This window comes from Mycobacterium sp. SMC-14, assembly GCF_046250075.1.
Classification (GTDB): Bacteria; Actinomycetota; Actinomycetes; order Mycobacteriales; family Mycobacteriaceae; genus Mycobacterium.
This window is the reverse complement of sequence record NZ_CP176429.1, coordinates 1967546-1993215: the sequence shown is the minus strand read 5'-3', so window position 1 is coordinate 1993215 and position 25670 is coordinate 1967546. Positions and strand designations below refer to the sequence as shown.

The window sequence follows — 25670 nt, the reverse complement described above, 5'->3', positions numbered from 1 at the left end:
GGTCACAACGCGTCCGGGCGGCCGGGAGGGGTCCGATCGCTGCGCGCCCGCAGCGCGGTGACGATCTCCGGTCCCAGCACGGTGACGTCGCCGGCACCCATGGTGATGATCACGTCACCCGAACCGGCCGCCGCGGCCACCGCCTCGGGCACCGCGGAGAAATCCGGCAGGTAATGCACCGGCACGCTGACGTGTTCGGCCACACTGGCGCCACTCACCCCGGGCAACGGCTGCTCGCGCGCGCCGTAGACGTCCAGGACGAAAACTTCGTCGGCACCGTCCAGTGAGCGGCCGAACTCGGCGGCGAACTCCTTTGTCCGCGAATACAGATGCGGTTGGAACACCACCAGGCTGCGCCCCGTCCCCTGCTCGTCCAGCAGGGCGCGGACCGCGGTCAGCGTCGCGGCGATCTCGGTGGGATGGTGCGCGTAGTCGTCGAAGACCCGCACCGACCCCGTGGCGCCCGCCGACCCGACCAGCTCGAATCGGCGGCGCACCCCGTCGAACCCGGCCAGGCCGTCGAGCACCGCGTCCAGCGGCGCGCCGACCTCGACCGCCGCCAGCAGCGCACCGAGCGCGTTGAGCGCCATGTGGCGTCCGGGGACCGAGAGTCGCATCGCCCTGCGCTCGACGGTCCCGGCCAGCGTGATCTCGGCGACCGCTCCGGTCCCCTGCTGCTCCCAACTGACCAGCTCGCCGTCGAGCGCCGCCGTCCCGGTGCCTTCGCTGCCGTAGCGCAGTACCCGGATGCCCTGTGCCGCGGTGCGGTCGGCCAGTTCGGCGCCGCCGGGGTCATCGACGCACACCACCGCCACCCCACCCGGTGCGATGCGCTCGACGAACGCGTCGAACACCTGCGTGTAGGCCTCGGCACTGCCGAAGAAGTCGAGGTGATCGGCCTCGATGTTGGTCACCACCGCGACGTTGGGGGTGTATTCCAACAGCGAGCCGTCGCTCTCATCGGCCTCGGCGACGAACAGCGGCCCGCTGCCGTGATGGGCGTTGGTGCCGGCCTCCGCACCGGCGGAACCCAATTCGCCGCCGACCGCGAACGACGGATCCAGCCCACAGTGCTGCAACGCGACCACCAGCATCGACGTCGTGGTCGTCTTGCCGTGGGTGCCGGTGACCATCAGCGTGGTGCGCCCGGCCATCAGCTTCGCCAGCACCGCCGGGCGCAACACCACCGGGATGCCGCGGCGACGGGCCTCGACGAGTTCGGGGTTGGTCTTGGGGATCGCCGCGTGGGTGGTGACCACCGTGGTGACCCCACCGGGCAGCAGGTCGAGGGCCGACGCGTCGTGGCCGATGCGCACCTGCGCACCCCGGGCCCGCAGCGCGTGAATTCCGCGGGACTCCTTGGCATCCGAGCCCGAGACGAGGCCCCCGCGGTCCAGCAGGATGCGGGCGATGCCGGACATGCCCGCTCCCCCGATGCCGACCATGTGTACCCGGCTCAGTTCCGGCGGAAGTTGCGAGGCGCTCACCGGCCGTCCCTCGCTGCACTCGCGACTTCCAGCGCGACGGAAGCCACCCGTCGCGCCGCCTCCGGGTGCCCGGCCAGGACCGCGGCGCTGGTCATCGCGGCAAGCCGCGCGGTGTCGGTGAGCAGCCCGGCGACGGTGTCGGCCACGAAATCCGGGGTCAGCGACGCGTCGTCGACCAAGATTCCGCCCCCGGCGTTGACCACCGGAAGTGCGTTGAGGCGCTGTTCACCGTTGCCGATCGGCAGCGGTACGTAGACCGCGGGCAGCCCGACCGCCGACACTTCGGCAACCGTCATCGCCCCGGAGCGGCAGATCGCCAAGTCCGCGGCCGCATACGCCAGGTCCATCCGGTCCAGGTAGGGCACCGCGACGTACGGCGGATCACCCGCGCCGGGATTCGGCAGGTCCAGAGTGTTCTTCGGTCCGTGCGCGTGCAGCACCGAAACGCCAGCGGCAGCAAGTTGTTTGGCCGCCCCGGCCACCGCCTGGTTGATCGATCGGGCCCCCTGCGATCCGCCGAAGACCAGCAGCACCCGGGCATCGTCGGAGAAGCCGAATTCGGCGCGGGCCGCCGCCCGCAGCGCCGCCCGGTCCAACGTGGTGATCGCCGCGCGGACCGGCACCCCGACCACCTCGGGGTTGGCCAGACCGCAGTCAGGAACGGCCGACAGCACCCGCTGCGCGCCCCGAGCGCCGACCCGGTTTGCCAGGCCGGCGCGGGCGTTGGCCTCGTGGATCACCACCGGCACGCGCTTTCCGCCCAGACCGCGCGCGGCCAGATACGCCGGTAGCGCCACGTAGCCGCCGAAGCCGATCACCACGTCGGCCCGCACGTCGCGCAGCACCGCCCGGGTCTCCCGGACCGCCCGCAGCACCCGCAGTGGCAGCCGGGCGAGGTCGGCGTTGATCTTGCGGGGCAACGGCACCGGGGTGATCAACTCCAGGTCGTAGCCGCGGGCCGGCACCAGCCGGGTCTCCAGACCGCGGGCGGTGCCCAGCGCGGTGATCCGGACGTCGGCGTCCAGGGCGCGAAGCGCATCGGCAACCGCCATCGCAGGCTCGACATGGCCGGCAGTGCCTCCGCCGGCAAGGACTACCGATAACGACGCACCGCGGTCCGATGAGATGACCGAGTCGTTCACTCCCTTATCGCTGACCTTCCAATGCGCGTACGCGTCCGCCGGTCGGACGCGCCCCGGCGTGACGCCGGCCGCCTCCATTTTGCCCTGCGCGCCCGGCGCCTCGGCTGGCTGCCCGGGCCGGCGCCTGCGCGGCGGTGCGCTGCCGGCCCGACCGAGCCGGAGTCTGCCCGGTCGACTGGGCTGTTCTTGGCCGGCTGGCCGGCTTCGGACGCGAGCGCAGCCGGTCGCGCAGCGCCTCCAGACGAGTCGGCGAGTACGGCTCGGGCAGCGGCAGCCGCAGGATCCGGTTCATCCGGTCATCCTGGCCGGCCCGCAGCGCCGCCACGGCCTCCGGTTCGTGCCGGGCCGCGTTGGCCATGATTCCGACCATGAACAGCGTTGTCGCCGTGGAGGTTCCGCCCGCAGAAATGAGCGGCAGCTGGATTCCGGTGACGGGCAACAGCCCGATCACGTAGCCGACGTTGATGAACGACTGGCCGATCACCCACATCGTGGTGGCCGCCGTCAACAGCCGCAGGAACGGGTCCGCGGAGCGCTTGGCGATCCGCATGCCGGTGTAGGCGAACAGCCCGAACAGCGCCAGCAGCCCGAAGCCGCCGATGAAGCCGAGCTCCTCGCCGATGATGGCGAAGATGAAGTCGTTGTGCGCGTTGGGCAGGTAGTTCCATTTCGCGGTGCCCTGCCCCAGGCCGTCGCCGAAGATGCCGCCGTTGGCCAGCGCGAACTTCGCCTGTCGCGCCTGGTAACCGGCGCCCTGCAGGTCGGCGTCGGGGTCCAGCCAGGACCGCACCCGGTCCGAGCGGTAGCCCTCGGTCACCGCCATGATCGCGGCGGCGGCGACGATGGCCGTCAGCGAAGTGAGGAACACCCGCAGCGGCAGACCGGCGTACCACAACAGTGACAGCAAGATGATGCCCAGCGAGACCGTCTGCCCCAGGTCGGGCTGGGCGACGATCAGCACCAGCGCGACCACGGCGGCCGGCACCAACGGGACCAGCATCTCGCCCAGCGTCGCCCGCTCCATGCGCCGGCTCGCCAACAGGTGTGCGCCCCAGATGACGAAGGCGATCTTGGCCAGCTCGGAGGGCTGCATGGAGAAACCGGCGACGACGAACCAGCCGCGGGAGCCGTTGGACAACGTGCCGATGCCCGGGATCAGCACCAACACCAGCAGCACGATGGTGAAGGCGAAACCGGCAAAAGCCATCCGGCGCATGAACCGGACCGGCATCCGCAACGCCACGTAGCAACCGACCAGCCCGATCACGGTCCACAGCACCTGCTTGCCGAAGATCCGCCACGCGGACCCGTCGGTGCCGTAGGACTCCACCCCGGAGGCCGACAGCACCATGATCAGGCCGAGCGTGGTCAGCAGTGCGGCCACGGCCACGATCAGATGAAATGACGTCATCGGCCGGCCCAGCCAGGCACCGAACCGGGTGCGCGGCTCGGCCTTAGCGGGCTTGCCCGCGGCTTCTTCGGAGGAGGCGGCAGCGGCTTTTGGGGCCCCGGCATCCCGCCGCAACCGGGCCAGGATGCCGATCACACCGATCCCGCCGCGGAACGCGCAGCGGCAGCGAACGCGTCGCCCCGGGCGCCGTAGCCGGAGAACTGGTCGAAGGATGCCCCCGCCGGAGCCAACAGCACCGTGTCACCGGGCCGGGCCAGGTCGCGTGCGGCGGCAACCACCGCCGTCATCACCCGCGAGCCCAGCGTCTCATCGGCCCCATCAGCTACTCGCTTCACATGAGTAACTGGAGACACAGCAGTATCACCCATATCACTATCCTCGCCCGTCACAACGTGGACGACGGGGACATCCGGTGCGTGTCGTGATAACGCCTTGGCAACCTCGCCACGATCTCGGCCGATCAGTACGGCCCCGGCCAGGTGAGCAGCGATTCTGGCGACGGTCGGCTCGATCGCGGCGCCCTTGAGCAGTCCGCCGGCCACCCAGATCACCCGCGGGTGGGCCAGCACCGATGCCTCGGCCGCATGCGGGTTGGTGGCCTTGGAGTCGTCGACGTAGCTGATCCCGTCGTCGACGACGACCAGTTCGGCGCGATGCCGCCCGACCTGGAATGCCGCCAGCGCGGCGGCAATCGCCTCCGGGGGCACGTCGACGCTGCGGGCCAGCGCGGCGGCAGCCAGCGCGTCCAGGATCCCGACCGGGCCGGGTACCGGTATCGACGCCGCCGCGGCCAGCACCACCTCGTCGCCCCCGGCTGCCACAAAGGCCCGGTCCACCAGCATGCCGTCGATTACGCCCAGCTCACCGGGCGCCGGTTCGCCGAGCCGGAAACCCACCTTCACCGCGGCGGGGGCGGTGTCGCGCAGCGCGGCGGCAGGCGCGTCGTCCATGCCGACCACCGCCACCCGGCCGGCCAGCGCGCGGGCCTTGTCGGCGGTGTAGGCGGCCATGCTGCCGTGCCAGTCCAGGTGGTCCTCGGCGATGTTGAGCACCGCGCCGGCCTCGGGGCGCAGCGACGGGGCCCAGTGCAGCTGGAAACTCGACAGCTCGACGGCCAGCAGTTCGGATTCATGCGGCGGTCCCAGCACGTCGAGCACCGGACTGCCGATGTTGCCGCACAACTGGGCACGGAGGCCCGCGGCCGACAGCATGGCGTGCAGCATGGACGTGGTCGTGGTCTTGCCGTTGGTGCCGGTCACCACCAGCCAGCGCCGCGGCGGCCCGTAGTGGCCCGCGACGTCGAGGCGCCAGGCCAGCTCCACATCACCCCAGATCGGCACCCCGGCCGCCGCGGCGGCGGCCAGTACCGGTGTGTCCGGGCCGAATCCGGGGCTGGTGACCACCAGCGTGTAGCCGTGGATCTGCGCGGCAGCCTCGTCCGGGGTGCAGGTCGTGACCTCGGGATGGGCTTGCAGCGCGGCCACGTTGTCGTCGCACAGCGTCACATCCAGCCCAAACGGCGCCAACGCATTGAGGATGGCCCGGCCGGTGACGCCGGCCCCGGCAACCAACACCCGCGCGCCGGCGGACAGCGGGGCCAACTCGGGCATGTCAGCCACCTACGGCGGTGAACCACTCGCCGTAGAACATGGAGACGCCCAATCCGCAGGCGATGGCGGTGAGCAGCCAGAACCGGATGATCACCGTGGTCTCGGCCCAGCCGGCCAGCTCGAAGTGGTGATGGAACGGGGCCATCCGGAACACTCGGCGGCCGGTGCTGCGGAACGCCAGGATCTGCACGACAACCGAGGTGATCTCGGCGACGAAGAGCCCGCCGAGCACCACCGCGAGGATCTCGGTGCGGGTGGTGATCGACATTCCGGCGATCACGCCGCCCAGTGCCAGCGAGCCGGTGTCACCCATGAAGATCTTCGCCGGGGCGGCGTTCCACCACAGGAAGCCGATGCAGGCGCCCGCGGTCGCGGCGGCGATCAGCGCCAGGTCCAGCGGGTCGCGCACGTTGTAGCAGCCCAGTCCGGGTGCGATCGAACAGGCGTTGCGGTGCTGCATCACGGTGATCAGCACGTAGGCAGCGCTGACCATCGCCATGGATCCGGCGGCCAGGCCGTCCAGGCCGTCGGTGAAATTGACCGCGTTCGACCAGGCGCTGACGATCAGGATCACGAAGAGCACGAACACCGCCGCGGGCAGCGTGACGGTGGCGATGTCGCGCACATAGGACAGTTGCAGGCTGCCCGGGGTCAGGCCGGAGCTGTTGCGGAAGCACAGCACCAGCAGGCCGAACAGGGTCGCCGCGGTGACCTGCCCGATGGTCTTGGCGGTCTTGTTCAGACCGAGGTTGCGCGAGCGGCGGATCTTGATCAGGTCGTCGAGGAAGCCGACGCCGCCCAGCGCGGTGGCCAGCCCCAGGACCAGCAGGCCCGACGCCGTCGGCCCGGTGCCGTAGAACACCAGGCCGGCCAGTTCCGCGGCCAGGTATCCCGCCCAGATCCCGGCCACGATGGCCACGCCGCCCATCGAGGGCGTGCCGCGTTTGCTCTGGTGGCTGGCCGGGCCGTCCTCGCGGATCTCCTGCCCGAAACCCTGCTTGGTGAACACCCGGATCAGCACGGGGGTCAGCAGGATCGCGACCAGCAGCGCGACTCCGGCCGCGATGAGGATCATTATCATCGGCGATCTCCTGGGTTTTCACTGGTCAGAGCCTCAGCCAGCGCGGTCAGGCCCGCGGAGTTCGACGCCTTGACCAGTACCACGTCTCCCGCCTGCAGCTCGGCGCGCAACAGGGCCAGGGCGGCATCGACGTCGGGCACCGCGGTGGCTTCGGCGCCCCAGGATCCCTCCATCACTGCGCCGTGCAGCATCGCGCCCATCGATCTCCCTACTCCGACGACAATGAGACGAGACACATCTAAGCGCACCGCGAGCCGTCCGATGCGGTCATGCTCAGATATCGCGTCCTCACCGAGCTCGGCCATCTCCCCCAGCACGGCCCAGCTGTGGCGCTTCGCCCCCGGATTCTCACCGCGGGCGATCCAGGCCAGCGCCTGCAGCGCGGCCCGCATGGAGTCGGGGTTGGCGTTGTAGGAGTCGTCGATCACGGTCACGCCGTCGGCGCGGGTACTGACCTGCATCCGGTGCTGCGAGGCCGGCCCGGCGCCGGCCAGCGCGTCGGCCACCTGCTGCGGCGTGGCACCGCATTCCAAGGCCACGGCAGCGGCGCACAGCGCGTTGCCGACCTGGTGGTCTCCGGACACCCCGAGCGACACCGTGACGTCGGCGTCGCCACCGGCGTGCAGGGCGAACCGCGGGCGGGCCAGCTCGTCGAGCACCACCGGCCCGGACCACACGTCGGCGCCAGCGGTGCGGCTGACCCGCACCACCCGTGCGACGGTCTTGTCGGCCATCGCGGCCACCGCCGAGTCATCGACGTTGAGGATCACCACACCGGTTTCCGGAACGGCTTGTGCCAGCTCGGCTTTGGTCTCGGCGATCGCCTCCCGGGAACCGAACTCGCCCAGGTGCGCGGTCCCGACGTTGAGTACCACCGCGATCTGCGGCGGGGCGATCGCCGCCAGCGCGGCGATGTTGCCGCGATGCCGCGCAGACAGCTCGAGGACCAGGTAGTCGGTGTTCTCGTCGGCCCGCAACACCGTCCACGGGTGACCCAGCTCATTGTTGAACGACCCGGGCGGGGCGATCACCTCCCCCAGCGGCGCCAGCACCGCGGCGATCAGGTCCTTGGTGGAGGTCTTGCCCGACGAACCGGTCACGCCGACGATCGTCAGCCCCTTGGCCACCAGGGCGGCGGCCACCGCACCGGCCAGTTTGGCCAGTGCCGCCAGCACCGCGGCACCGGATCCGGCCTCGTCGTCATGCTCGAGCGCACCCGATCGACTGTCCGATGCGACCGGTTCCACGACCACGGCCGGGACCCCGACCGGACGGGCCGCCAGCACCGCCACCGCGCCGGCATTCACCGCCGACGCCGCGTGATCATGGCCGTCTGCCCGCGCGCCGGGCAGGGCCAGAAACAGTGCGCCCGGCGTGATCCGGCGCGAATCGAATTCCACGGTGCCGGACACGACGATGCGCGCGGCCTGTTCCGGGGTGATGTCGGCCAGCCGGCCGCCGACGATCTCGGCGATCTGCGCGACGGTCAGCGCGATCATCGGTGCCGCTCCAGGGCGGCTGCCAATTCCACCCGGTCGTCGAACGGCTGGGTGTGCCCGGCGGCGGTCTGCCCGGTCTCGTGTCCCTTACCCGCGATCAGCACCACATCGCCGGGCTGGGCCCAGGCCACCGCGTGCTCGATCGCTGCCCGCCGGTCGCCGATCTCGACCACCTGGGCACTACCGGCGGCGGCACCGGCCAGCACGGCGCGCCGGATGTCGGCGGGGTCTTCCCCCCGCGGGTTGTCGTCGGTGACCACGACCAGGTCGGCGTTCTCGGCGGCGATCCGTCCCATCGGCTCGCGCTTGCCGTGGTCGCGGTCGCCGCCGGCGCCGAACACCACGGCCAGGCGCCCGCTGCCCTCACGCAGCTCCTGGCGCAGGGTCGCCAGTACCGCTGCCAGCGCCCCCGGCTTGTGCGCGTAGTCGACCAGCGCCAGGAAGCCCTGACCACGGTCGATCGGCTCCATCCGCCCCGGCACCCGCGCCGCTCGCAGGCCCGGCGCCGCCTGCTCCGGCGACACTCCGACCGCATCGAGAATGGCCAGCGCCACAAGGCAGTTGGCCACGTTGTAGTCGCCGGGCAGTCCGATGCCGATCGGGTGGTGCACACCGGCGGGGTCGACGGCGATGAACTCCCGGCCCCGAGATCCGCGCGTCGTCACCCGCTGTAGGCCCCAGTCCGCGGGGCGACCCGTCGCGCTGACGGTGACCGGGGCGGTGGCACGCGCGGCCATCGCCGCACCGGCGTCGTCGTCGATACAGACCACCGAGCGGACGGCGTGCAGCGGCGACGCCGGATCGAACAGCCGCGCCTTGGCCTCGAAGTAGTCCGCCATGGTCGGGTGGAAGTCGAGATGATCGCGGGACAGGTTGGTGAAGGCGCCCACCGCGAATCGGGTGCCGTCGACCCGGCCCAATGTCAGGGCGTGACTGGACACCTCCATCACCGCGGTGTCCACCCCGCGCTGCGCCATCGCGGCCAGCAATGCCTGCAGCGCGGGCGCCTCGGGGGTGGTCAAGGCGCTGGGCAGGTCGACGCCGTCGATGCGGACGCCGACCGTGCCGATCAGGCCGGCGGTGCGGCCCGCGGCCCGCAGGCCGGCCTCGACCAGATAGGTGGTGGTGGTCTTGCCCGAGGTCCCGGTGATGCCGATGACCGGGAGCCGATCACAGGGATGCCCGTAGACCTGAGCGGCGAGTTCACCCAGCGCGGCGCGGGGCGCCGGATGAACCAGCACCGGGATACCGGGAAGTGCTGCGCCGTCGGCTATCTCGGCGACCCCGGCTCCGTCGGAAAGCACCGCGGCAGCGCCCCGGGCCACCGCGTCGGCGGCGAATCGTGCGCCGTGCGTGGTCGCCCCGGGCAGCGCCGCGAACAGGTCACCGGGTCGGACGTCCTGGGCGCGCAGGGTCAACCCGGTGATCGGCAGGTCCGGCACCACATCACCGGTTACCGCGACCGCCCCGATCTGGGCCGCGAGCACCCGCAGCGACGTGCCTGCACCGACGTCGGGGCGCAGAGCAGCAGGCACCGCCATCACCTCCATTCGCTGCGTCCGGGTCGTCCGGATCGGCCCTGAGACTACCTAGGCGGACCCTGTCCACAGCGCAGGCGATACGGCTTGGGCCGACGGCGAGTCACGATGGCGGCGATTGCCCGGCGAAGCGCAGACCGCCGCATCAAGCCCCCGGCGGTTCGGCGAGGCTCGACGGGACGACCGGCAAAACGGCGGAATCACGTCTTTTTTTACGGACGCGAGTCGACGGATCGGCTGTGGCGGCGGCTACATCGCCTGCAGGACCAGCGGCGGGCCCGGGTCCGGCGACAACGGCACGTTGTGGCGCTGCAACAACCACCCGGCGATGTTGTGGAACAACGGCGCCGCCGAGGTGCCGGGCGACCCGTCCGCCGCGCGGTGGGGGTTGTTCATCATCAGGCCGATGACGTAGCGCGGATTGTCCGCCGGCGCTATCCCGGCGAAGGTGATCCAGTAGACGTCGTCGTAGTAGCAACCGCAGGCCGGGTTGATCTGCTGTGCGGTACCGGTCTTCCCGGCGATCTGGTAGCCGTCGACCGCGGCCTGCCATCCGGTGCCCTGCTGAACGCCGGTCGGATCACGTTGCACCACCGAGCGCAGCATGTTGCGCACGGTCGCCGCGGTCTGCTCCGAGACGACCCGGACGCCCTCGGGCCGGGGCTCGTCGGCACGACTGCCGTCTGGGGAAATGGTCGCCTTGATGATCCGCGGCGGAATCCGCAGGCCGTCGTTGGCGATGGCCTGATACATCCCGGCCATCTGCAGCAGCGTCATCGAGAGTCCCTGGCCGATCGGCAGGTTGGCAAAGGAGCTTCCGGACCATTGGTCCACCGGCGGGACCAGGCCGGCGCTCTCACCGGGCAGGGCTACGCCGGTGCGCTGTCCCAGTCCGAACTTCTCCAACATGTCGAACCAGCGCTCGGGGCCCACTCGTTGCGCCAGCATCAGGGTGCCGACATTGGAGGACTTTCCGAAGATTCCCGTCACGGTGTACGGCGCGACGCCGTGCTCCCAGGCGTCGCTGACGGTGACATCGGCGACGTTGATCGATCCCGGCACCTGCAGCACATCGTCGGGGTGGCCGAGGCCGTATTCGATGACCGAGGCCGCGGTGATGATCTTGTTCACCGAGCCCGGCTCGAACGGCGACGACACCGCCAAGTTGCCGAGCTCGCGGGCCTCCTGGCGCCCGATGTCCTGGGAAGGGTCGAAGGTGTTGTCGCCGGCCATCGCCAGCACCTCACCGCTCTTGGCGTCCAGCACCACGGCCGTCACGTCGTGTGCCCCGGTGACGTTCTTGGCCTGCTGCACCTGCTGCTGGACATAGAACTGAATGTCGTCGTCGAGGGTGAGCTGGATCGTCGACCCGTTGACGGCCTTGTGCCGGTTGCGGTAGCTGCCCGGGATCACCACGCCGTCGGAACCGCGGTCGTAGGTGACCGACCCGTCCGTGCCGGCCAGCACGGCGTCCATCGAGTCCTCCAGACCCAACAGGCCGTGACCGTCCCAGTCGATGCCGCCGATGATGTTGGCCGCCAGCGATCCACCCGGATACTGCCGCAGATCCTGGCGCTCGCTACCGACCTCCGGACATTTCTCGGTGATCACCTCGGCCACCGCGGGGTCGACGGCGCGAGCGAGATAGACGAAGGTCTCGTTGCTGCGCAGCTTCTTCAGCAGGGCCGCGGAGTCCGGCTTGTTGCCGAGGCGCGTGGAGATCTCCTTGGCGATCTGCTGCAGCCGCAGCTGCGGATCGGGGGCCGACGGGTCCTTCTTCTTGGCGTCGGCGAGTTGCTTGGCGATCTTGACCGGCTGGAAGGACAACGCCCGGGCCTCGATCGTGAACGCGAGCTTGTCGCCGGTGCGGTCGATGATGTCGCCGCGCATCGCCTGCTGGACATCGGTGACCTTGAGTTGGCCAGCGGCTTCGGCCCGCAGCCCGGATGCCCGAGGGACCTGCAGGTAGAACAGTTGAGCCGCCGACAACGCCAGCACCAGGAAGATGACCGCGTTTCCGGTGCGATGACGGAAAACGAATGACGCGCTGCGCAGGCCCACCTCGGTGGCCTGGCGGGTTCGACGTTCACGGGCCGAATGCCCGGTTGGCTGAGTCGCTTTCGAGGCCGCTTTCGGGGTCTTACCGGCCTTGGCGGAATTGGCCGGTTTGGCCGGCGGGGTAACGGTTCGGCGGGTCTTTCGCTTGGCACCCGTGGCCGAGCCGTCGGCGCGACGTGCCGGGCCGGTCCCCCGCGCGGTCCTTCTCATCGCGCGGCTCCCGGCACCACCGGCGGCGTCAGTACATCCGGCGGCAGCGGGGGTTGCGGCGGCAGCTGCGCCTCGGGCGGCAGCACCGCTGCCGGCGGCAGGACGGCCGACGGCGCAAGGGTGCCGTCCCGCGGGATCACCGTCTCGGGCGGCACTACCGACCCTGGCGGCAAGGCGACGGGCGCCACGCCTTCGGGCGGGAGGCCCGGCGGCGTTGCCAGAGAAGGGATGTCCTGCGCGCCAGGCCCAGGCAAGGGCCCGGCCAGCGGCGCGCCGGGAACTCCGGGCAGGCCGGGAATGGTCAACGGCGCGCCGGGCACGCCCGGAGGCGGGACTGCGGCGGGCAGATGGCGGCTGTCGAGCTTCGGTCCGGCCGGCGGCACCCGAACCGGCACCTCGACCGGTGGCGCCACGTCGTCGGGCAACTTGGTGTTCAGCGGCGGCGGCGGCATTCCCTCGGCGGGCTTCGGGACCCCGACGACCACCCAGTTGCCGATCGGGTCCTGAACCAGGTGCGCGGTGTCCCGGCTCGGGATCATGCCCAGTTCGCGGGCCGCCTCGGCAAGCGCCGGCGCGGACTCAGCGGTGAGCACGTCACGCTCGAGTGCTTCCTTCTGCTGCATCAGGACTCGGTTGCGCTCCTTGATGTTGCCCAACTGGTAGGACCGCTCGGCGGCATCCGTCGACAGCCACAGCGTGATTCCCAGCCCGATGCCGAGCGCGCCGATGATCAGCACGACGAACGGAACCTTGGCCGCCAGCGTGCGCGGCCGCAGGTCGACCGAGGCCAGCCGGGTGATCAGGCGTTCGCGCAGCGGAACGCGCACGACCTTGGGCGCCTTGGCCTTTCGGGCCTTGGCCCGCGCCTTGGCCTGTTTGGTGTTCTTCGGCGGTACCGGACGAGGGTCGGGACGAAGCGACGCCGCCTTCTGCGGGCCAGTGCGCGGCCTGGACTCACGACCTGCTGCGGGCGCCGCCCCGCGCTGCCGCCGCGGGCCCCGGGCCTGCGCCTGCTCGTTGACGCGCCGCGGGCCGGTGCGGGTTGCACTCTCCTGGCTACTACGGCGACAGTCGCCCTGCCGTGCCGGCGGCTTGCGCTTGGTCGCCATCACTTCCCCCTCGATGCGACGATCGGTCCGGCCTGGACCCGCTCAACAGCACGCAACCGGACCGAACCCGCCCGTGGGTTGCGCTCGACCTCATCCGCCTCGGCCCGTTCGGCGCCCCGCGTCAAAGTCGTGAACTTCGGTTCGTCGCCGGGCAATTCGACCGGGAGATCGACCGGTGTGCGCGACGCGGTCGCCGCGGCGAACAGCTGCTTGACGATGCGGTCCTCCAACGACTGGTAGGACATCACCGCCACCCGTCCGCCTACCGCCAGCGCCTCCAGCGCCGCCGGCAGCGCGCCCCGCAGCGAGTCCAGTTCGCCGTTGACCGCGATGCGCAGCGCCTGAAACGTGCGCTTGGCCGGGTGTCCCCCGGTGCGTCGCGCCGGCGCCGGAATCGCTTCGTAGAGCAGCGCCGTCAGTTCCCCGGTCGAGGTGAACGGAGTCTGGGCCCGGCGGCGCACGATGTAGGAGGCGATCCGCGATGCGAAACGCTCCTCACCGAAGCGGCGCAGAATGTCGGTCAGCGCCGCCGCGTCGTAGGTGTTGATGATGTCCGCGGCGGTGAGTTCACCCTGCGGATCCATCCGCATGTCCAGCGGCGCGTCCTGCGCGTAGGAGAATCCCCGCTCGGCCCGGTCGAGCTGCATCGAGGACACCCCGAGGTCGAACAACACCGCGTCAACCGATCCGGTTGCGGCCAAGCCTGATTCGGATAGGGCCGCGGCGATCCCGTCGTAGCGGGTGCGGACCGTCTGGAGGCGGTCGGCGAAGCGGGCCAACCGGGCCCCGGCGATGTCGAGCGCGGTGATGTCGCGGTCCAGGCCGATGACCCGCAGGCCGGGGAACTCGCTCAGAAACCGCTCCGTGTGCCCGCCCGCCCCCAGCGTGGCGTCGACCAGGGTCGCGCCCCGACCGTCCGGCGACTGGCGGGTCAGCGCCGGAGCCAGCAGCTCCACGCAACGCTCCAGCAAGACCGGTACATGTCCGAATTCGCCCTGTTCGGCCACAGCAACACCTCCCTGTTGCGGCCAGTGAATTGCACGAGGTGCTGCCAGCCCGGGCCCACTGCGCGCGACCCGTCCCCCGCAGGCCCTTGCCTCGAGGTCCCTGCCCGACGGCGCGAACCTGACGTTGGGGAAGTACGTCAGGGTCGGTTCGGACAGAGGCCACGAGGCACGGGCGTGCGCCTCAGATGATGTCGCTGAGTGCTTCATCGCTGGCCGCGGAGAAGTTCTCTTCGTGTGTCTGCTGGTAGTCGCTCCAGGCCTGCGCGTCCCAGATCTCCAGGTAATCGACCGACCCGATAACCACGCATTCCTTGGACAGGTTGGCGTAGCGACGGTGGTCGGGCGACAAGGTGATCCGACCCTGGGCGTCGGGGTGCTGTTCGTCGGTGGCGGCGGCCAGGTTGCGCAGGAATGCTCGCGCGTCCGGGTTGCTACGCGAAGCCTTGGCCGCCCGGCGGGCCAACTGCTCGAACTCCGCCCGGGGATACACGGCCAGGCTGTGGTCCTGACTCTTGGTGACCATCAACCCTCCTGCCAGCGCATCACGAAACTTCGCGGGCAGTGTGAGCCGCCCCTTGTCGTCGAGCTTGGGCGTATAGGTGCCGAGGAACATCGGCCACCTCCCGCCATGTCGACTTCGTCAGCCCACGATACCCCACATTCCCCCACTACGCACCATTTCCTAGGTCGAATCCACCCCTACGCCCCACCAGATCGCTAATCGCGCCGCCCAGGCGTACGGAAAAGTGCTCACAAGGGCGGCAAATGGCCAGTTCAGGGCCGGTGGAGGCAAAGTGGGGCGGGGTGGGGCGAACGCCCCTTCGCGGAGCACCCGGGTCGTGTCACCAGGCTTGCCGCGCGCACAAAAAAGGGCAGCCGATCGGCTGCCCTTTCACGTCACTCGTGTCGCTGGATCGGCCTACGGCTCGAACCGGCGGCGGAAACGGTCTTCCATGCGGCTGGAGAACGTCCCGCCGCCACCCTTGACGCGCCGCTGCGCACTACCGCCCGTCTTGGCCGCACCGTCTCGGCCGGCAGCGGCGTGGTTGCCGGTGATGGCGAACACCACCCCACCGAACATGACCACGAATCCCAGCACGCTCAGAATCAGGAATGCCGAATTGCCGGTGGTCGCATAGAAGGGGATGCCGGAGACCAGCATCACCAGACCGACCACGAGCAATGTCATGCCCTGCACCCGCCGACGGGTGGTCGGGGTACGCAGGGCGCCGCCGCGAACGCTGGAAGCGAACTTGGGGTCCTCGGCGTACAGCGCGCTCTCGATCTCGTCGAGCATGCGCTGTTCATGATCGGAGAGTGGCATTCGTCCCTCCTTGCCGACGGCCGCTCAATTCACTGCCCACGGCGCAATACGGACTGGTGCGGGCAACTAACACTGATAATACGAGGTGAGCCTGCGCCGTACCACAGGCTTCACCAGCCGATTGTAGCGGCGGCCCGGCGATGTCGATCCACAACGGCCGACGCCGCAGATTCAATCGCCGATAATGGGACTCCGGGCATCGGGCACGCTCCCACTTCTCCGGGAAAGGAACCTGCACGTTGGTGACCTTCCTCATCGACATGTCGCCGCGCGAAATGGCGGATCATCTCGGTGCGGCTCTGCGCGTCTACGTCACCGCGATGGGCTACCCGCCGGGCACCGAGAGCCAACGTGCCGCGATGTGGCTCGACCACACCCGCCGGAGTGGCTGGCGGGCGGTGGCCGCCTTCGCAGACAACGCAACCGGCACCGTCGGCGAGATTGGCGAGCCCGGCGCCGCGCCGGCGGGTTTGGACGGCGCCGAACTGCTGGGAGTGGCCTACGGCTACTGCGGAGCCCCCGACCAGTGGTGGCAGCAGCAGGTCGTGCTGGGTCTGCAGCGCCGGGGGCTGCCCCACCCCGACATCGCGCGCCTGATGGCCAGTTACTTCGAGCTGACCGAGCTGCACGTCGCCCCACGCGCCCAGGGCAGCGGCCTGGGTGAGGCCCTGGCGCGACGCCTGTTGGCGGGGCGACCCGAAGCCAACGTGCTGCTGTCCACGCCAGAAACCAGTGGTGAAGGCAACCGCGCCTGGCGGTTGTACCGACGGCTGGGCTTCACCGACGTCATCCGCGGTCATCACTTCGCCGGCGATCCCCGGCCCTTCGCCATCTTGGGCCGGCCACTGCCGTTGTCGTAGTCAAGCGCCGCGTCGTCGCCGCACCGACCCAGCGGTCTGGCACGATGACGTCGTGCATGTTGGGCGTTCGCTAATGACCGTTCGGGGCCCCGTTCCAGCGCCCACTCGGGCCAGGGTTCGACGGGGCAGCACCTACCGCCGACTGGTGGCCATGGTCGCGCTGCTGCTGATCGCGGCGCCGTTGGCCGGGTGCGTGCGGATTCGGGCCAACATCACCGTCTCCCCCAACGATCAGGTCTCCGGCCAGATCGTCGTGGCGGCCAAGCCGCGCAACGACAACGACACCGGCCCCAAGCTCAGCGCCGACCTGCCGTTCCCCCAGAAGATCGCGATCTCCAACTACAGCAGGGACGGCTACGTGGGCTCCCAGGCGGTGTTCTCCGACCTGACCTTCGCCGAGCTGCCGCAGCTGGCCGAAATGCACCGCGACGCGGCCGGGGTTGACCTGTCGCTGCGGCGGGCCGGAAACCTGGTGATCCTAGAAGGGCGGGTGGATCTCACCTCACTGGGCGACCCGGAGGCCGATGTCGAGTTGAGCGTCGCGTTCCCCGGCGAGGTGACATCCACCAACGGTGAACGCATCGGCGGCGACACCGTGCAGTGGAGGCTCAAGCCTGGCGTGGTGAGCACCATGAGCGCCCAAGCCCGCTACACCGACCCCAGCACCCGATCCTTCGCCCACGCCGCCATGTGGCTGATCGTGTCGACGTTCGCCGCGGCGGGCGCCGTTGCGGCGCTCGCCTGGTACGGCCGGGACCGCTCGCTGCGCCTGCGCTCCCCCGACGACACCGCGGGCTGAGCGCCAGCGCGAGTCAGCGGGTCGGCGGCGACCAGTACTCGAGCATCTGCGCAAAGGTGCGAAATGCCGCCGCGGACACGCCATAGGTGGCTTCGAAGTGGATGCTCAGCGGGAAGCCCAGATCTGCGACACCGTCGATCACCCGCTTGTAGAGATCGAGCATCAGCTTGCGCCGCTGGTCGGGTTCGCTGTCGGCGAGCGTCTTGACGAAGTCCTGTTCGGCGGCCACCGCCGCGTTGCCCGGATCCTGAATCAGCCAGTTGATCAGGCCGGTCCGGTTCTCGAATGACGGCACGAAGCCGAACGACAGCAAGATCTCCGGGCGCGCATCGCTGTGCTTGGCGAACTCGGTCAAGAACGGCACGATCGCGTCGGAGTAGAGCAGCTGGGTCAGCGCAAAGGTCGCGCCGCTGTCGCATTTGAAGTTGAACCGGCCGATCTCGTCGGCCCGGGTGGGGATCAGGATGACGCCGCGGTTGGCCACGTCGGCGCGGAACGTCGCCAGCGCGTCGGTCGGCGGGATGCCCGAGCCCTCGCCGTCGGCCATGGTGCGGGGCACGCCGACGAAGACCACTCCCTCGATCCCCGCGCCGGTCAGATCGGCCAGCCGGCTCCGCAGCGCCGCCTCGTCGGAGAACGAGGTGACCTGGGTGCACAACCCGGCCACGCCCGGCAGCTCGGGGCGAATCGCGTTCCAGAAGTCCAGCACGTCGAGCTTGGGCTTCATCTCGATCGGGCGGTCATCGTCCTCGGTGATCATGCTCGGCATCAGGATGTGGCGGATCCGCCCTTCGATGCCCGCCTCCGCGGCGAACCGCACAACCTTGTGCGCCTCCTCGATCGTCTGCTCGGGGCCTTTTTCCACGTTCGGCGGCACAAGCTCGAGTGCGACGGTGTTCAAAGTCACGTACTAGCTCCTCATGACGGACGGTCAGCAGACGTCAACGGTGCCACAGGGTAAGGAACGGGCAGCGTGGCCCGCCGCCGGCCGCTACCGGCCGCAGGCCCCCCGGGTGTGGTGGCACACTCTACGCTGGACCCACGCTGGGGGTCCCCGGCCGGGCAGCACAGAAAGGGGCGCCGAGCTGAGTTCCAAGGCAACCGCAGCGACCACACCGTCGGCCGCCGAGCTGGCCGCGGCGGTGACCGAACGGCTGCGCTCCCATCTGCGCAACCGCCGTACCGAGACCGCCTATATCGGCGACGACTACGAGGCTTTGATCACCGGCCTCGAAGAATTCGTGCTCGTCGGCGGGAAACGGTTGCGTCCGGCATTCGCCTATTGGGGCTGGCGCGCCATCACCGGCCGCGATGCCGACGACGGCGAATTGCTGCTGTTCTCCGCGCTGGAACTGCTGCACGCCTGCGCCCTGGTGCACGACGACGTGATCGACGCTTCGGCCACCCGCCGCGGCAATCCCACCACCCACCGCAAATTCGCCGAGCTGCACCGTGCCCGTGGGTGGCGGGGCTCGGCCGACCAGTTCGGTTTGTCGGCCGCCATTCTGCTCGGCGACCTGGCGCTGGTGTGGGCCGATGACATCGTCGCCGGTGCCGACCTGCCGGCCGATGCCCGGCGTCGCGTGCGCGGCGTCTGGTCGGACATCCGCACCGAGGTGCTGGGCGGCCAGTACCTCGACATCGTCGCCGAATCCAGCGGGGTGGACTCGATTGCCTCGGCGATGCGCGTCAACACCTACAAGACCGCCTCCTACACGGTGGTGCGCCCGCTGCAGCTGGGCGTGGCGGCCGCGGCCGACCGGCCCGACATTCAGGCGCTGTTCCACGATCTCGGCACGGACCTGGGCGTGGCGTTCCAGCTGCGCGACGACGTGCTGGGGGTGTTCGGCGATCCGACGGTGACCGGCAAGCCGTCGGGCGACGACCTGCGTTCGGGCAAGCGCACCGTGCTGCTGGCCGAGGCCGTCGAGCTGGCCGACAAATCGGATCCGGTGGCGGCCAATCGGTTACGCAGCGCGATCGGCACCGCGCTGACCGATGCGCAGGTCCGCGAACTGTGCGAGCTGATCGAGGCGGTAGGCGCACTGGCAGCCGTCGAGGACCGTATCGATCTGCTGACCCGCCGCGCCATGGCCGCGCTGGAAGCCGCACCCATTGACGAGGTTGGAAAAGCCGGACTGACCGACCTGGCCCGCCGGGTCGCCGACCGGTCCGCCTGAAAATCCCGGAGCGTCGATGTCGAACCCCACCACCCCACCGGTCCCCCGCGCGTCCAGCGACGCCGCCAGCGGCCTTTCCCGACTGCGGCAGTTCGCCGCCGGCGAGCAGGCCGGAGCCGCATGGCTCGGCTGCCTGGGCGCGCTGCTGATCACCCTGGGCGGCTTGGGCGCCGGCAGCACTCGCATCCAGGACCCGGTGCTGGATTCCCTGCACCTGTCGTGGCTGCGCTTCGGCCACGGCCTGGTGCTGTCGTCGGTGCTGCTGTGGGCCGGAGTCGCGGTGATGCTGGTGGCCTGGCTCGGCTTGGGCCGGCGGGTGATCGAGGGCACCGTGAGCACCTACACGTTGATCGCCACCACCGGATTCTGGCTGGCACCGCTGCTGCTGTCGGTCCCGGTGTTCAGCCGCGACACCTACTCCTACCTGGCCCAGGGAGCCCTGCTGCGTGACGGATTCGATCCGTACGTGGTCGGTCCAGTCGACAACCCCAACCCCCTGCTCGAGGATGTCAGCCCGATCTGGGCAGCGACGACGGCACCGTATGGCCCGGCGTTCATCCTGGTCGCCAAGCTCGTCACGATGTTGGTGGGCAACAACGTGGTGGCCGGCACCATGGTGCTGCGCCTGTGCATGCTGCCCGGGCTGGCGCTGTTGATCTGGGCCGCGCCGCGGGTGGCCGCCCGAGTCGGTGGCAGCGCGCCCGCAGCGCTGTATCTGGCCGTGCTCAACCCGCTGGTGATCATCCACCTGATGGGCGGGGTCCACAACGAGATGTTGATGGTCGGCCTGCTGATCGCCGGGATCGCGCTGACCCTGGAACGCCGTCACCTGGCCGGGATAACCCTGGTGGCGCTGGCGGCGGCGGTAAAGGCCACCGCCGCAATCGCATTGCCGTTTCTGGTGTGGATCTGGATGCGCCGCCTGCGGGAAACCCGCGGTTCAGCGAGGCTCGACGAAGGAGAGCCGAAGCTGGAACCGCGACTTGAACCCCGCGGTTATCCGACGGTGATCGCATTCGCCACCGCGACGGCGGTGTCCGCGGCGATCGTCGTCGTGGTGTTCGCCGTGCTGTCGGCCCTGGCCGGAGTGGGCCTGGGCTGGTTGACCGCACTGCTGGCCGGCAACGTCAAGATCATCAACTGGCTCACCGTCCCGACCGCGGCCGCCAACCTGATCCACGCCGTGGGCGGGTGGTTCGCCCCGGTCAACTTCTATGCCGTACTGCATGTCACCCGGATCAGCGGGGTCGCGGTGATCGGGCTACTGCTGCCGGTGTTGTGGTGGCGGTCCCGGCGTGACGATCGCGCTGCGGTGGCCGGCATCGCCTGGGCCATGCTGGTGGTGGTGCTGTTCGTGCCGGCGGCGTTGCCCTGGTACTACACCTGGCCACTGGCGGTGGCGGCCACCGTGGTCCGTTCACCGGCGGCGATCGCCGCGATCGCCGCGGCGTCGACCTGGATCATGGTGATCTTCAAACCCGACGGCTCGCACGGCATGTACACCTGGCTGCACGTCATCGGTGCGACGGGATGCGCCGTGTACGCCTGGTACCGGCTGTCGAGGGCGCAGCAGGCGCCGGCACTCGACGCCGCTTAAGACAAACGCCGCTTGAACTCAGTACGCCATGGCTTGCGCCCGGCGCATCACCTCACGGGCCTGGTGTGCGTGCAGCGCATCGATCGGGCGGGCGTTGTCGATCGACTCCCGCGCACCGTCGCGGGTCAACGACAGCGACGAATCCGGGGTGAACAGCCACCGCACGATGTCGGTCTGTTGATAGCCACCATCGTGCAGCACCGCCAGCAGCCCGGGCAGGCTCTTGACGATGTCCCCGTCTTCGGTGAAGAAGTTCCGCGGCACCCTCAATGCCCCCGCGCGGCGCACTGCGATCAGGTGATTGTCCCGCAGGTACTGATGCACCTTGGTGACGGGCACCGCCAGCATCTCGGCGACCCGGGGCAGGTCGAAAGTGGGTTCGTCGGGTTCAAGCACGTCTTCGGAGGCCGGAATGCTGCTCACGACACAAGTTTAAAGCCGCCGGACCGGCCGTTTGCACACATACCATGACCAAGTGACTGGAGCGTGGGGCGGCGACGCACTGGAGGGCGCGCTGCTCGACGGCCGGTACCGGGTGGGAACCCGGATCGCCACCGGGGGCACCTCCACGGTGTACCGCGGCCTGGACGAGCGCCTCGACCGGCCGGTCGCGGTCAAGGTGATGGATCTGCGCTACGCCGGTGACCAGCAGTTCCTGACCCGATTCCAGCTCGAGGCTCGGGCGGTCGCCCGGCTCAAGGACCCGGGGCTGGTGGCGGTGTACGACCAGGGTTTCGGCACCCCGCACGACCCCGGGCAGCCGTTTCTGGTGATGGAACTCGTCGAGGGCGGGACGCTGCGCGAACTGCTCAACGAACGTGGCCCGATGCCGCCACATGCGGTCGCCGCGGTCTTGCGGCCGGTGCTGGGCGCCCTGGGGATCGCGCATCGGGCCGGGTTAGTGCACCGTGACGTCAAACCGGAGAACATCCTGATCTCCGACGAAGGCGACGTGAAGGTGGTCGACTTCGGGCTGGTACGCGCCATCGCGGCGGCTGGAATCACCTCCACCAACGTGATTTTGGGCACCGCGGCCTACCTGTCCCCGGAGCAGGTCCGCGACGGAAACGCCGGACCCGCCAGCGATGTGTACGGGGTCGGCGTGCTCACCTATGAGCTCTTGACGGGACACACGCCGTTCTCCGGTGACTCGGCGTTGACGGTGGCCTACCAGCGGCTCGATCACGATGTTCCCCTACCGAGTTTCGCCATCGACGGCGTCCCAGGGGAATTCGACGACCTGGTTTCCCGGGCGACCTCCCGCGAACCGGCGGAGCGCTATGCCGATGGGCTGGAGATGGCGCGCGCGGTCGATGAGATCAGCGAGCGGCTGGCGCTGCCGCCGTTCCGGGTGCCGGCCCCCCGCAACTCCGCCCAGCACAACACGGCCCCGCCCCCTCGCGCCCCGGAACGACCGGCGTCGCCACCACACCAGACACCGCAACATCAGACACTGCACATGACCCGCGGGCCGGCGGATTGGGTGGACGACACCGACACCCAGTACCAGCTGGTGACAGGACAATTCGGCGGCGTCGAACTGAGCCGGTTCGTGTTGGAGCGCCAGCACGCGCGCCGGATGGTGGTCATCTGGTTGGCGGTGGTGTTCGCGGCCACCACTTTGGTCGCCGCGTTGGCGTGGACGCTGGGCAACAACGTCAGCGCGCTGCTGTAATCATCTCTTCGCGAGCGTGCACAGTTGTCCGGCGAAACCCCAGGTGGAGCTGGACAACTGTGCACGCTCGGCGGGGTTAGCCGCGCAGCATCTCCGCGACCAGGAAGGACAACTCCAGCGACTGCTGGGTGTTGAGCCGCGGGTCGCACGCCGTCTCGTAGCGGCCACCCAGGTCCGCATCCGAAATATCCTGGGCGCCACCGAGACACTCCGTGACGTCTTCGCCGGTGAACTCCAGGTGAATGCCGCCGGGGTGGGTGCCCAGCGCGTGATGCACCTCGAAGAACCCCTGCACCTCGTCGACGATCCGATCGAAGTGCCGGGTCTTGTGACCAGTGGAGGCCTCGTGTGTGTTGCCGTGCATCGGGTCGCACTGCCAGATCACCTGGTGGCCGGTGGCCTGCACCTTCTCGATGATTCCCGGCAGCAGGTCGCGCACCTTACTGTTGCCCATCCGGCTGATCAGCGTCAGACGCCCCGGAACATGGTGCGGGTCAAGGCGTTCCACGTATTCGACGGCTTGGTCCGGCGTGGTGGTCGGGCCGAGCTTGACCCCGATCGGGTTGGCGATCACCTCGGCGAGCGCGATGTGCGCGTGATCGAGCTGGCGGGTCCGCTCCCCGATCCACACGTAGTGCGCCGACAGGTCGTAGAGCTGCGGTGTGCCCGCGACGTCGGACATCCGCAACATGGCGCGCTCGTAGTCGAGCACCAGTGCCTCGTGGCTGGCGTAGATCTCGGCGGTCTGCAACTCCCGGTCGGCGACCCCGCACGCGCTCATGAACTTAAGGCCGCGGTCGATCTCACCGGCCAGCGCCTCATAGCGGGCACCCGCCGGCGAGGTGCGGACGAATTCCCGGTTCCAGTCGTGCACCAGCTCCAGCGATGCCAGGCCCGACGACGTCAGCGCCCGCACCAGGTTCATCGCCGCGCTGGCGTTGGCGTAGGCCCGCACCAGCCGAGACGGGTCGTGCTCGCGTGCCTCGGCATCCGGGGCCAGGCCGTTGACCATGTCGCCGCGGTAGGACTTCAGCCCCAGCGAGTCGATATCGGCCGACCGCGGCTTGGCGTACTGACCGGCGATACGGGCCATCTTGACCACCGGCATGCTGGCGCCGTAGGTCAGCACCACGGCCATCTGCAGCAGGGTGCGGATGTTGCCCCTGATGTGCGGCTCAGTGTTGTCGGTAAAGGTCTCCGCGCAGTCGCCGCCCTGTAGCAGGAAAGCCTCCCCGCGGGCGACCTGGGCCAGCTGCGCCTTGAGGCGCTCGATCTCGGACGCCACCGTGATCGGCGGGACGCTCTCCAGCACGGTGCGCATCGCCTTGGCCTGGTCAGCGGGCCAGCTCGGTTGCTGGACGGCCGGCCGGGCCAGCGCGGCGTCGAGGCGCTCGCGCAGCTCGGCGGGCAGCGGCGGCAACGCCGGCAGCTGGTCGATGGGTACGTCAACGGTCCAGTTCACCCGACCATGGTAGCCGGGCGCCGACCCTTGCTGATCAGGCCAGTTCGCCGGCGGTACTGATGGCCTTACTCCTCAACGGTCCGCTGCGCGGCCCGCATCGTCATCGGCCGTGATCACCTGGAAGCGGCGTAGCTGGTCACGGGCGTCCACCAGCGCATCGTGACTGCCCGCCGATCGCGGTGGCAGCCGCGGCCGGTCCCGGTCTTCCCACAATTGCCGAAGCTCGTGAGTGAACCGCGGGATCGGCGCCGGCAGATCAGGCATGGTGCCCCATAACTGGCAGAGCACCACGTGGTCGTAGGCCCCCACCCAGGCCCACAACTCGATCGGTTCGCCTCGCTCGACTCCGAAGAATTCCTCCAGATCCGCGCGGATCCGGCTGCGCGAGCGCCATGTCTGCGAAGCCGGCGACGGCAGCTTCGGCAGCACGTGGGTGCGGACCCACGGCCCCGCCCGGTCCGGGTCGAACTCGGTGGAGACCGCATAGTATTCGCGTCCGTCCTCGGCAACCACGCCGATCGAGATCAGCTCGATGGTGCGGCCGTCCTCGATGAACTCGGTGTCGTAGAAGTACCTCACCGCCACGGACCGCCCGGCCGGTGGATCCGCGGAGTCGCGACCGGCATGGTCGGGGCCGACGCCTCCGAAACCGCCCGGTTGGGGCCCGAGCGGCCAGGCGAACTCGCGGCGGGCGCCGGCCTGACCGGAGGCCTGGCCGGGGGCCTGCCGATGGGGACCTGTTGCCGGGGAACCATGAACTGCACCGTCGGGGCCGACGCGGCCCGCACCTCACGGTCGAGCTCGGCGTCGACGGCCCGCTCATCGGGTACCTGGGGCCGGCCCGCGACCGCGTCCTGCAACCAGAGCTTGGCCGCAATCACCGGCCGGCGCAGCCGCCGCTCCCGCTCCAGCGCGCGGTGCATGCGCGCACGATCAGGCAGGTAGCGCCAGCGCGCCCACGGGGCGTGCGGCCGGGACAGCCGCACCGCGCCCACCACCAGCAGTGGAAAGAAGAACATCCCGATCAACCCGGTCCACACCTTGCCTTTCAACAACACCATCACGCCCAACGGCAACGCCATCACCAGGCTGGCGATCACACCAGCGTGGATCAACAGCGAGGAGGTGTCGTGCCACGTAGACAGCACAAACGTCAGAGGATGAAAGCCCAGCACCAGGAGTCCGGTGACCGCGGTGGCGGCGAACACGGCGTCCACCGAGGCACGGCCGTCCTCCTCCCAGTACACGTCGGACAAGTGCAGGATCAACGCGTACTCGTCGAGCACCAGCGCCGCTCCGATCCCGAACGCTATCGCAGCCAGGCTGAATGCCGGCTCGTGCGCGTTCGGCCCGGCGGCCACCAGGGTCACCCCGGCGACCATCACCAACACCACCCCGAAGACCACATGGTGAATGTGCTTGGTGCCGAAGTGCAGATTGCGGGGCTGCCACCACCGTGGCGGACCGGAGTTTCCGGCCTGGCTGCGGATGTAGCGCACCACGGAGCGGGTCACCAGAAACGTCACCAGGAAGGCCAGCAGGCAGCTCAGCAACGGCAGTCTGCCCCGGCCGACGATGTCGTCGCGGAACCATTCCAGCACCTAATGCAACGTACGCCCTC

At 69.7% G+C, this 25670-nt stretch carries 21 protein-coding genes and 1 pseudogene; 5 read left to right on the top strand and 17 right to left on the bottom strand.

What is annotated here, in order from left to right:
• Window positions 1-2: 2 nt before the first annotated feature.
• The 12 genes from murC to ACKY0W_RS09220 form a co-directional block, all read right to left on the bottom strand.
• The gene (gene murC / locus ACKY0W_RS09275; protein ID WP_409437316.1) at window positions 3-1487 is read right to left on the bottom strand and encodes a UDP-N-acetylmuramate--L-alanine ligase; all 1485 of its coding nucleotides are present in this window, start codon (window positions 1485-1487) and stop codon (window positions 3-5) included.
• Window positions 1484-2707 carry an undecaprenyldiphospho-muramoylpentapeptide beta-N-acetylglucosaminyltransferase gene (gene murG, locus ACKY0W_RS09270; RefSeq protein WP_409437315.1) on the bottom strand — a complete coding sequence of 408 codons (1224 nt, stop codon included), beginning with the start codon at window positions 2705-2707 and terminating at the stop codon, window positions 1484-1486. Before murG ends, murC begins: the two co-directional genes overlap by 4 nt.
• Window positions 2634-4175 carry a putative lipid II flippase FtsW gene (gene ftsW / locus ACKY0W_RS09265; RefSeq protein ID WP_409437314.1) on the bottom strand — a complete coding sequence of 514 codons (1542 nt, stop codon included), beginning with the start codon at window positions 4173-4175 and terminating at the stop codon, window positions 2634-2636. Before ftsW ends, murG begins: the two co-directional genes overlap by 74 nt.
• The gene (gene murD / locus ACKY0W_RS09260; protein WP_409437313.1) at window positions 4172-5650 is read right to left on the bottom strand and encodes a UDP-N-acetylmuramoyl-L-alanine--D-glutamate ligase; all 1479 of its coding nucleotides are present in this window, start codon (window positions 5648-5650) and stop codon (window positions 4172-4174) included. Before murD ends, ftsW begins: the two co-directional genes overlap by 4 nt.
• Window position 5651: 1 nt before the next feature.
• Window positions 5652-6731, bottom strand: a complete 1080-nt coding sequence (gene mraY / locus ACKY0W_RS09255) for a phospho-N-acetylmuramoyl-pentapeptide-transferase (RefSeq protein ID WP_409437312.1) — start codon at window positions 6729-6731, stop codon at window positions 5652-5654.
• Window positions 6728-8230: a UDP-N-acetylmuramoyl-tripeptide--D-alanyl-D-alanine ligase gene (gene murF / locus ACKY0W_RS09250; RefSeq protein WP_409437311.1), complete on the bottom strand. Its 1503-nt coding sequence runs from the start codon at window positions 8228-8230 to the stop codon at window positions 6728-6730. Before murF ends, mraY begins: the two co-directional genes overlap by 4 nt.
• Entirely contained in the window at window positions 8227-9771 is a 1545-nt protein-coding gene (locus ACKY0W_RS09245) for a UDP-N-acetylmuramoyl-L-alanyl-D-glutamate--2,6-diaminopimelate ligase (protein WP_409437310.1), read from the bottom strand. The genes murF and ACKY0W_RS09245 overlap by 4 nt, the downstream gene beginning before the upstream one ends.
• A gap of 246 nt (window positions 9772-10017) precedes the next feature.
• Window positions 10018-12036, bottom strand: a complete 2019-nt coding sequence (locus ACKY0W_RS09240; protein ID WP_409437309.1) for a peptidoglycan D,D-transpeptidase FtsI family protein — start codon at window positions 12034-12036, stop codon at window positions 10018-10020.
• Window positions 12033-13145, bottom strand: a complete 1113-nt coding sequence (locus tag ACKY0W_RS09235) for a hypothetical protein (protein ID WP_409437308.1) — start codon at window positions 13143-13145, stop codon at window positions 12033-12035. Before ACKY0W_RS09235 ends, ACKY0W_RS09240 begins: the two co-directional genes overlap by 4 nt.
• Window positions 13145-14359, bottom strand: coding sequence for a 16S rRNA (cytosine(1402)-N(4))-methyltransferase RsmH (gene rsmH / locus ACKY0W_RS09230; protein ID WP_409437307.1), 1215 nt, complete (start codon window positions 14357-14359; stop codon window positions 13145-13147). The genes ACKY0W_RS09235 and rsmH overlap by 1 nt, the downstream gene beginning before the upstream one ends.
• Window positions 14334-14765: a division/cell wall cluster transcriptional repressor MraZ gene (mraZ, locus tag ACKY0W_RS09225; RefSeq protein WP_024440488.1), complete on the bottom strand. Its 432-nt coding sequence runs from the start codon at window positions 14763-14765 to the stop codon at window positions 14334-14336. The genes rsmH and mraZ overlap by 26 nt, the downstream gene beginning before the upstream one ends.
• A gap of 306 nt (window positions 14766-15071) precedes the next feature.
• A complete protein-coding gene (locus ACKY0W_RS09220) occupies window positions 15072-15476 on the bottom strand; it encodes a DUF3040 domain-containing protein (protein WP_409437306.1) in 405 nt (134 codons plus the stop codon).
• A 239-nt stretch (window positions 15477-15715) separates the two neighbouring features.
• On the opposite strand from ACKY0W_RS09220, the gene ACKY0W_RS09215 reads away from it, so the two are divergent.
• Both ACKY0W_RS09215 and ACKY0W_RS09210 read left to right on the top strand, forming a co-directional pair.
• Window positions 15716-16336 (top strand): GNAT family N-acetyltransferase, encoded by a 621-nt coding sequence (locus ACKY0W_RS09215; protein WP_409437305.1) that lies wholly within the window; start codon window positions 15716-15718, stop codon window positions 16334-16336.
• Window positions 16337-16487: 151 nt separating this feature from the next.
• Complete coding sequence (locus ACKY0W_RS09210; RefSeq protein ID WP_409437700.1) at window positions 16488-17135, top strand: LppM family (lipo)protein; 648 nt, start codon at window positions 16488-16490, stop codon at window positions 17133-17135.
• A gap of 13 nt (window positions 17136-17148) precedes the next feature.
• On the opposite strand, the gene ACKY0W_RS09205 is transcribed toward ACKY0W_RS09210, so the two are convergent.
• Entirely contained in the window at window positions 17149-18042 is an 894-nt protein-coding gene (locus ACKY0W_RS09205; protein ID WP_406781873.1) for a mycobacterial-type methylenetetrahydrofolate reductase, read from the bottom strand.
• Between the two features lie 223 nt (window positions 18043-18265).
• On the opposite strand from ACKY0W_RS09205, the gene idsA2 reads away from it, so the two are divergent.
• Window positions 18266-19315, top strand: coding sequence for a bifunctional (2E,6E)-farnesyl/geranyl diphosphate synthase (idsA2, locus tag ACKY0W_RS09200; RefSeq protein ID WP_406782020.1), 1050 nt, complete (start codon window positions 18266-18268; stop codon window positions 19313-19315).
• A 16-nt stretch (window positions 19316-19331) separates the two neighbouring features.
• Complete coding sequence (locus ACKY0W_RS09195) at window positions 19332-20912, top strand: alpha-(1->6)-mannopyranosyltransferase A (protein WP_409437304.1); 1581 nt, start codon at window positions 19332-19334, stop codon at window positions 20910-20912.
• A gap of 18 nt (window positions 20913-20930) precedes the next feature.
• Here ACKY0W_RS09195 and ACKY0W_RS09190 read toward each other — a convergent pair whose 3' ends face one another.
• Window positions 20931-21335 carry an Rv2175c family DNA-binding protein gene (locus tag ACKY0W_RS09190; protein ID WP_406758369.1) on the bottom strand — a complete coding sequence of 135 codons (405 nt, stop codon included), beginning with the start codon at window positions 21333-21335 and terminating at the stop codon, window positions 20931-20933.
• Between the two features lie 52 nt (window positions 21336-21387).
• On the opposite strand from ACKY0W_RS09190, the gene ACKY0W_RS09185 reads away from it, so the two are divergent.
• Entirely contained in the window at window positions 21388-22587 is a 1200-nt protein-coding gene (locus ACKY0W_RS09185) for a protein kinase domain-containing protein (protein WP_409437303.1), read from the top strand.
• Between the two features lie 76 nt (window positions 22588-22663).
• Here the strand turns inward: ACKY0W_RS09185 and ACKY0W_RS09180 are convergent, their stop codons facing one another.
• The 3 genes and pseudogenes from ACKY0W_RS09180 to ACKY0W_RS09170 form a co-directional block, all read right to left on the bottom strand.
• The gene (locus tag ACKY0W_RS09180) at window positions 22664-24049 is read right to left on the bottom strand and encodes a class II 3-deoxy-7-phosphoheptulonate synthase (protein ID WP_409437302.1); all 1386 of its coding nucleotides are present in this window, start codon (window positions 24047-24049) and stop codon (window positions 22664-22666) included.
• 72 nt (window positions 24050-24121) lie between these two features.
• On the bottom strand, window positions 24122-24628 hold the full coding sequence (locus ACKY0W_RS09175) for a polyadenylate-specific 3'-exoribonuclease AS (protein ID WP_409437301.1): 507 nt from the start codon (window positions 24626-24628) through the stop codon (window positions 24122-24124).
• Between the two features lie 188 nt (window positions 24629-24816).
• Window positions 24817-25650: pseudogene (locus ACKY0W_RS09170) on the bottom strand (hypothetical protein); the annotation flags it as partial.
• Between the last annotated feature and the right edge of the window lie 20 nt (window positions 25651-25670).

Bases quoted from the DNA above. Each gene is read 5' to 3' on its own strand.
- ACKY0W_RS09195 (WP_409437304.1), top strand. From the start codon at position 19,332: ATGTCGAACCCCACCACCCCACCGGTCCCCCGCGCGTCCAGCGACGCC.
- ACKY0W_RS09235 (WP_409437308.1), bottom strand. From the start codon at position 13,145: ATGGCGACCAAGCGCAAGCCGCCGGCACGGCAGGGCGACTGTCGCCGT.
- ACKY0W_RS09240 (WP_409437309.1), bottom strand. From the start codon at position 12,036: ATGAGAAGGACCGCGCGGGGGACCGGCCCGGCACGTCGCGCCGACGGC.
- ACKY0W_RS09245 (WP_409437310.1), bottom strand. From the start codon at position 9,771: ATGGCGGTGCCTGCTGCTCTGCGCCCCGACGTCGGTGCAGGCACGTCG.
- murD (WP_409437313.1), bottom strand. From the start codon at position 5,650: ATGCCCGAGTTGGCCCCGCTGTCCGCCGGCGCGCGGGTGTTGGTTGCC.
- rsmH (WP_409437307.1), bottom strand. From the start codon at position 14,359: ATGAAGCACTCAGCGACATCATCTGAGGCGCACGCCCGTGCCTCGTGG.
- murF (WP_409437311.1), bottom strand. From the start codon at position 8,230: ATGATCGCGCTGACCGTCGCGCAGATCGCCGAGATCGTCGGCGGCCGG.
- ACKY0W_RS09210 (WP_409437700.1), top strand. From the start codon at position 16,488: ATGGTCGCGCTGCTGCTGATCGCGGCGCCGTTGGCCGGGTGCGTGCGG.
- mraY (WP_409437312.1), bottom strand. From the start codon at position 6,731: ATGATAATGATCCTCATCGCGGCCGGAGTCGCGCTGCTGGTCGCGATC.
- murG (WP_409437315.1), bottom strand. From the start codon at position 2,707: ATGGAGGCGGCCGGCGTCACGCCGGGGCGCGTCCGACCGGCGGACGCG.
- mraZ (WP_024440488.1), bottom strand. From the start codon at position 14,765: ATGTTCCTCGGCACCTATACGCCCAAGCTCGACGACAAGGGGCGGCTC.
- ACKY0W_RS09220 (WP_409437306.1), bottom strand. From the start codon at position 15,476: ATGCCACTCTCCGATCATGAACAGCGCATGCTCGACGAGATCGAGAGC.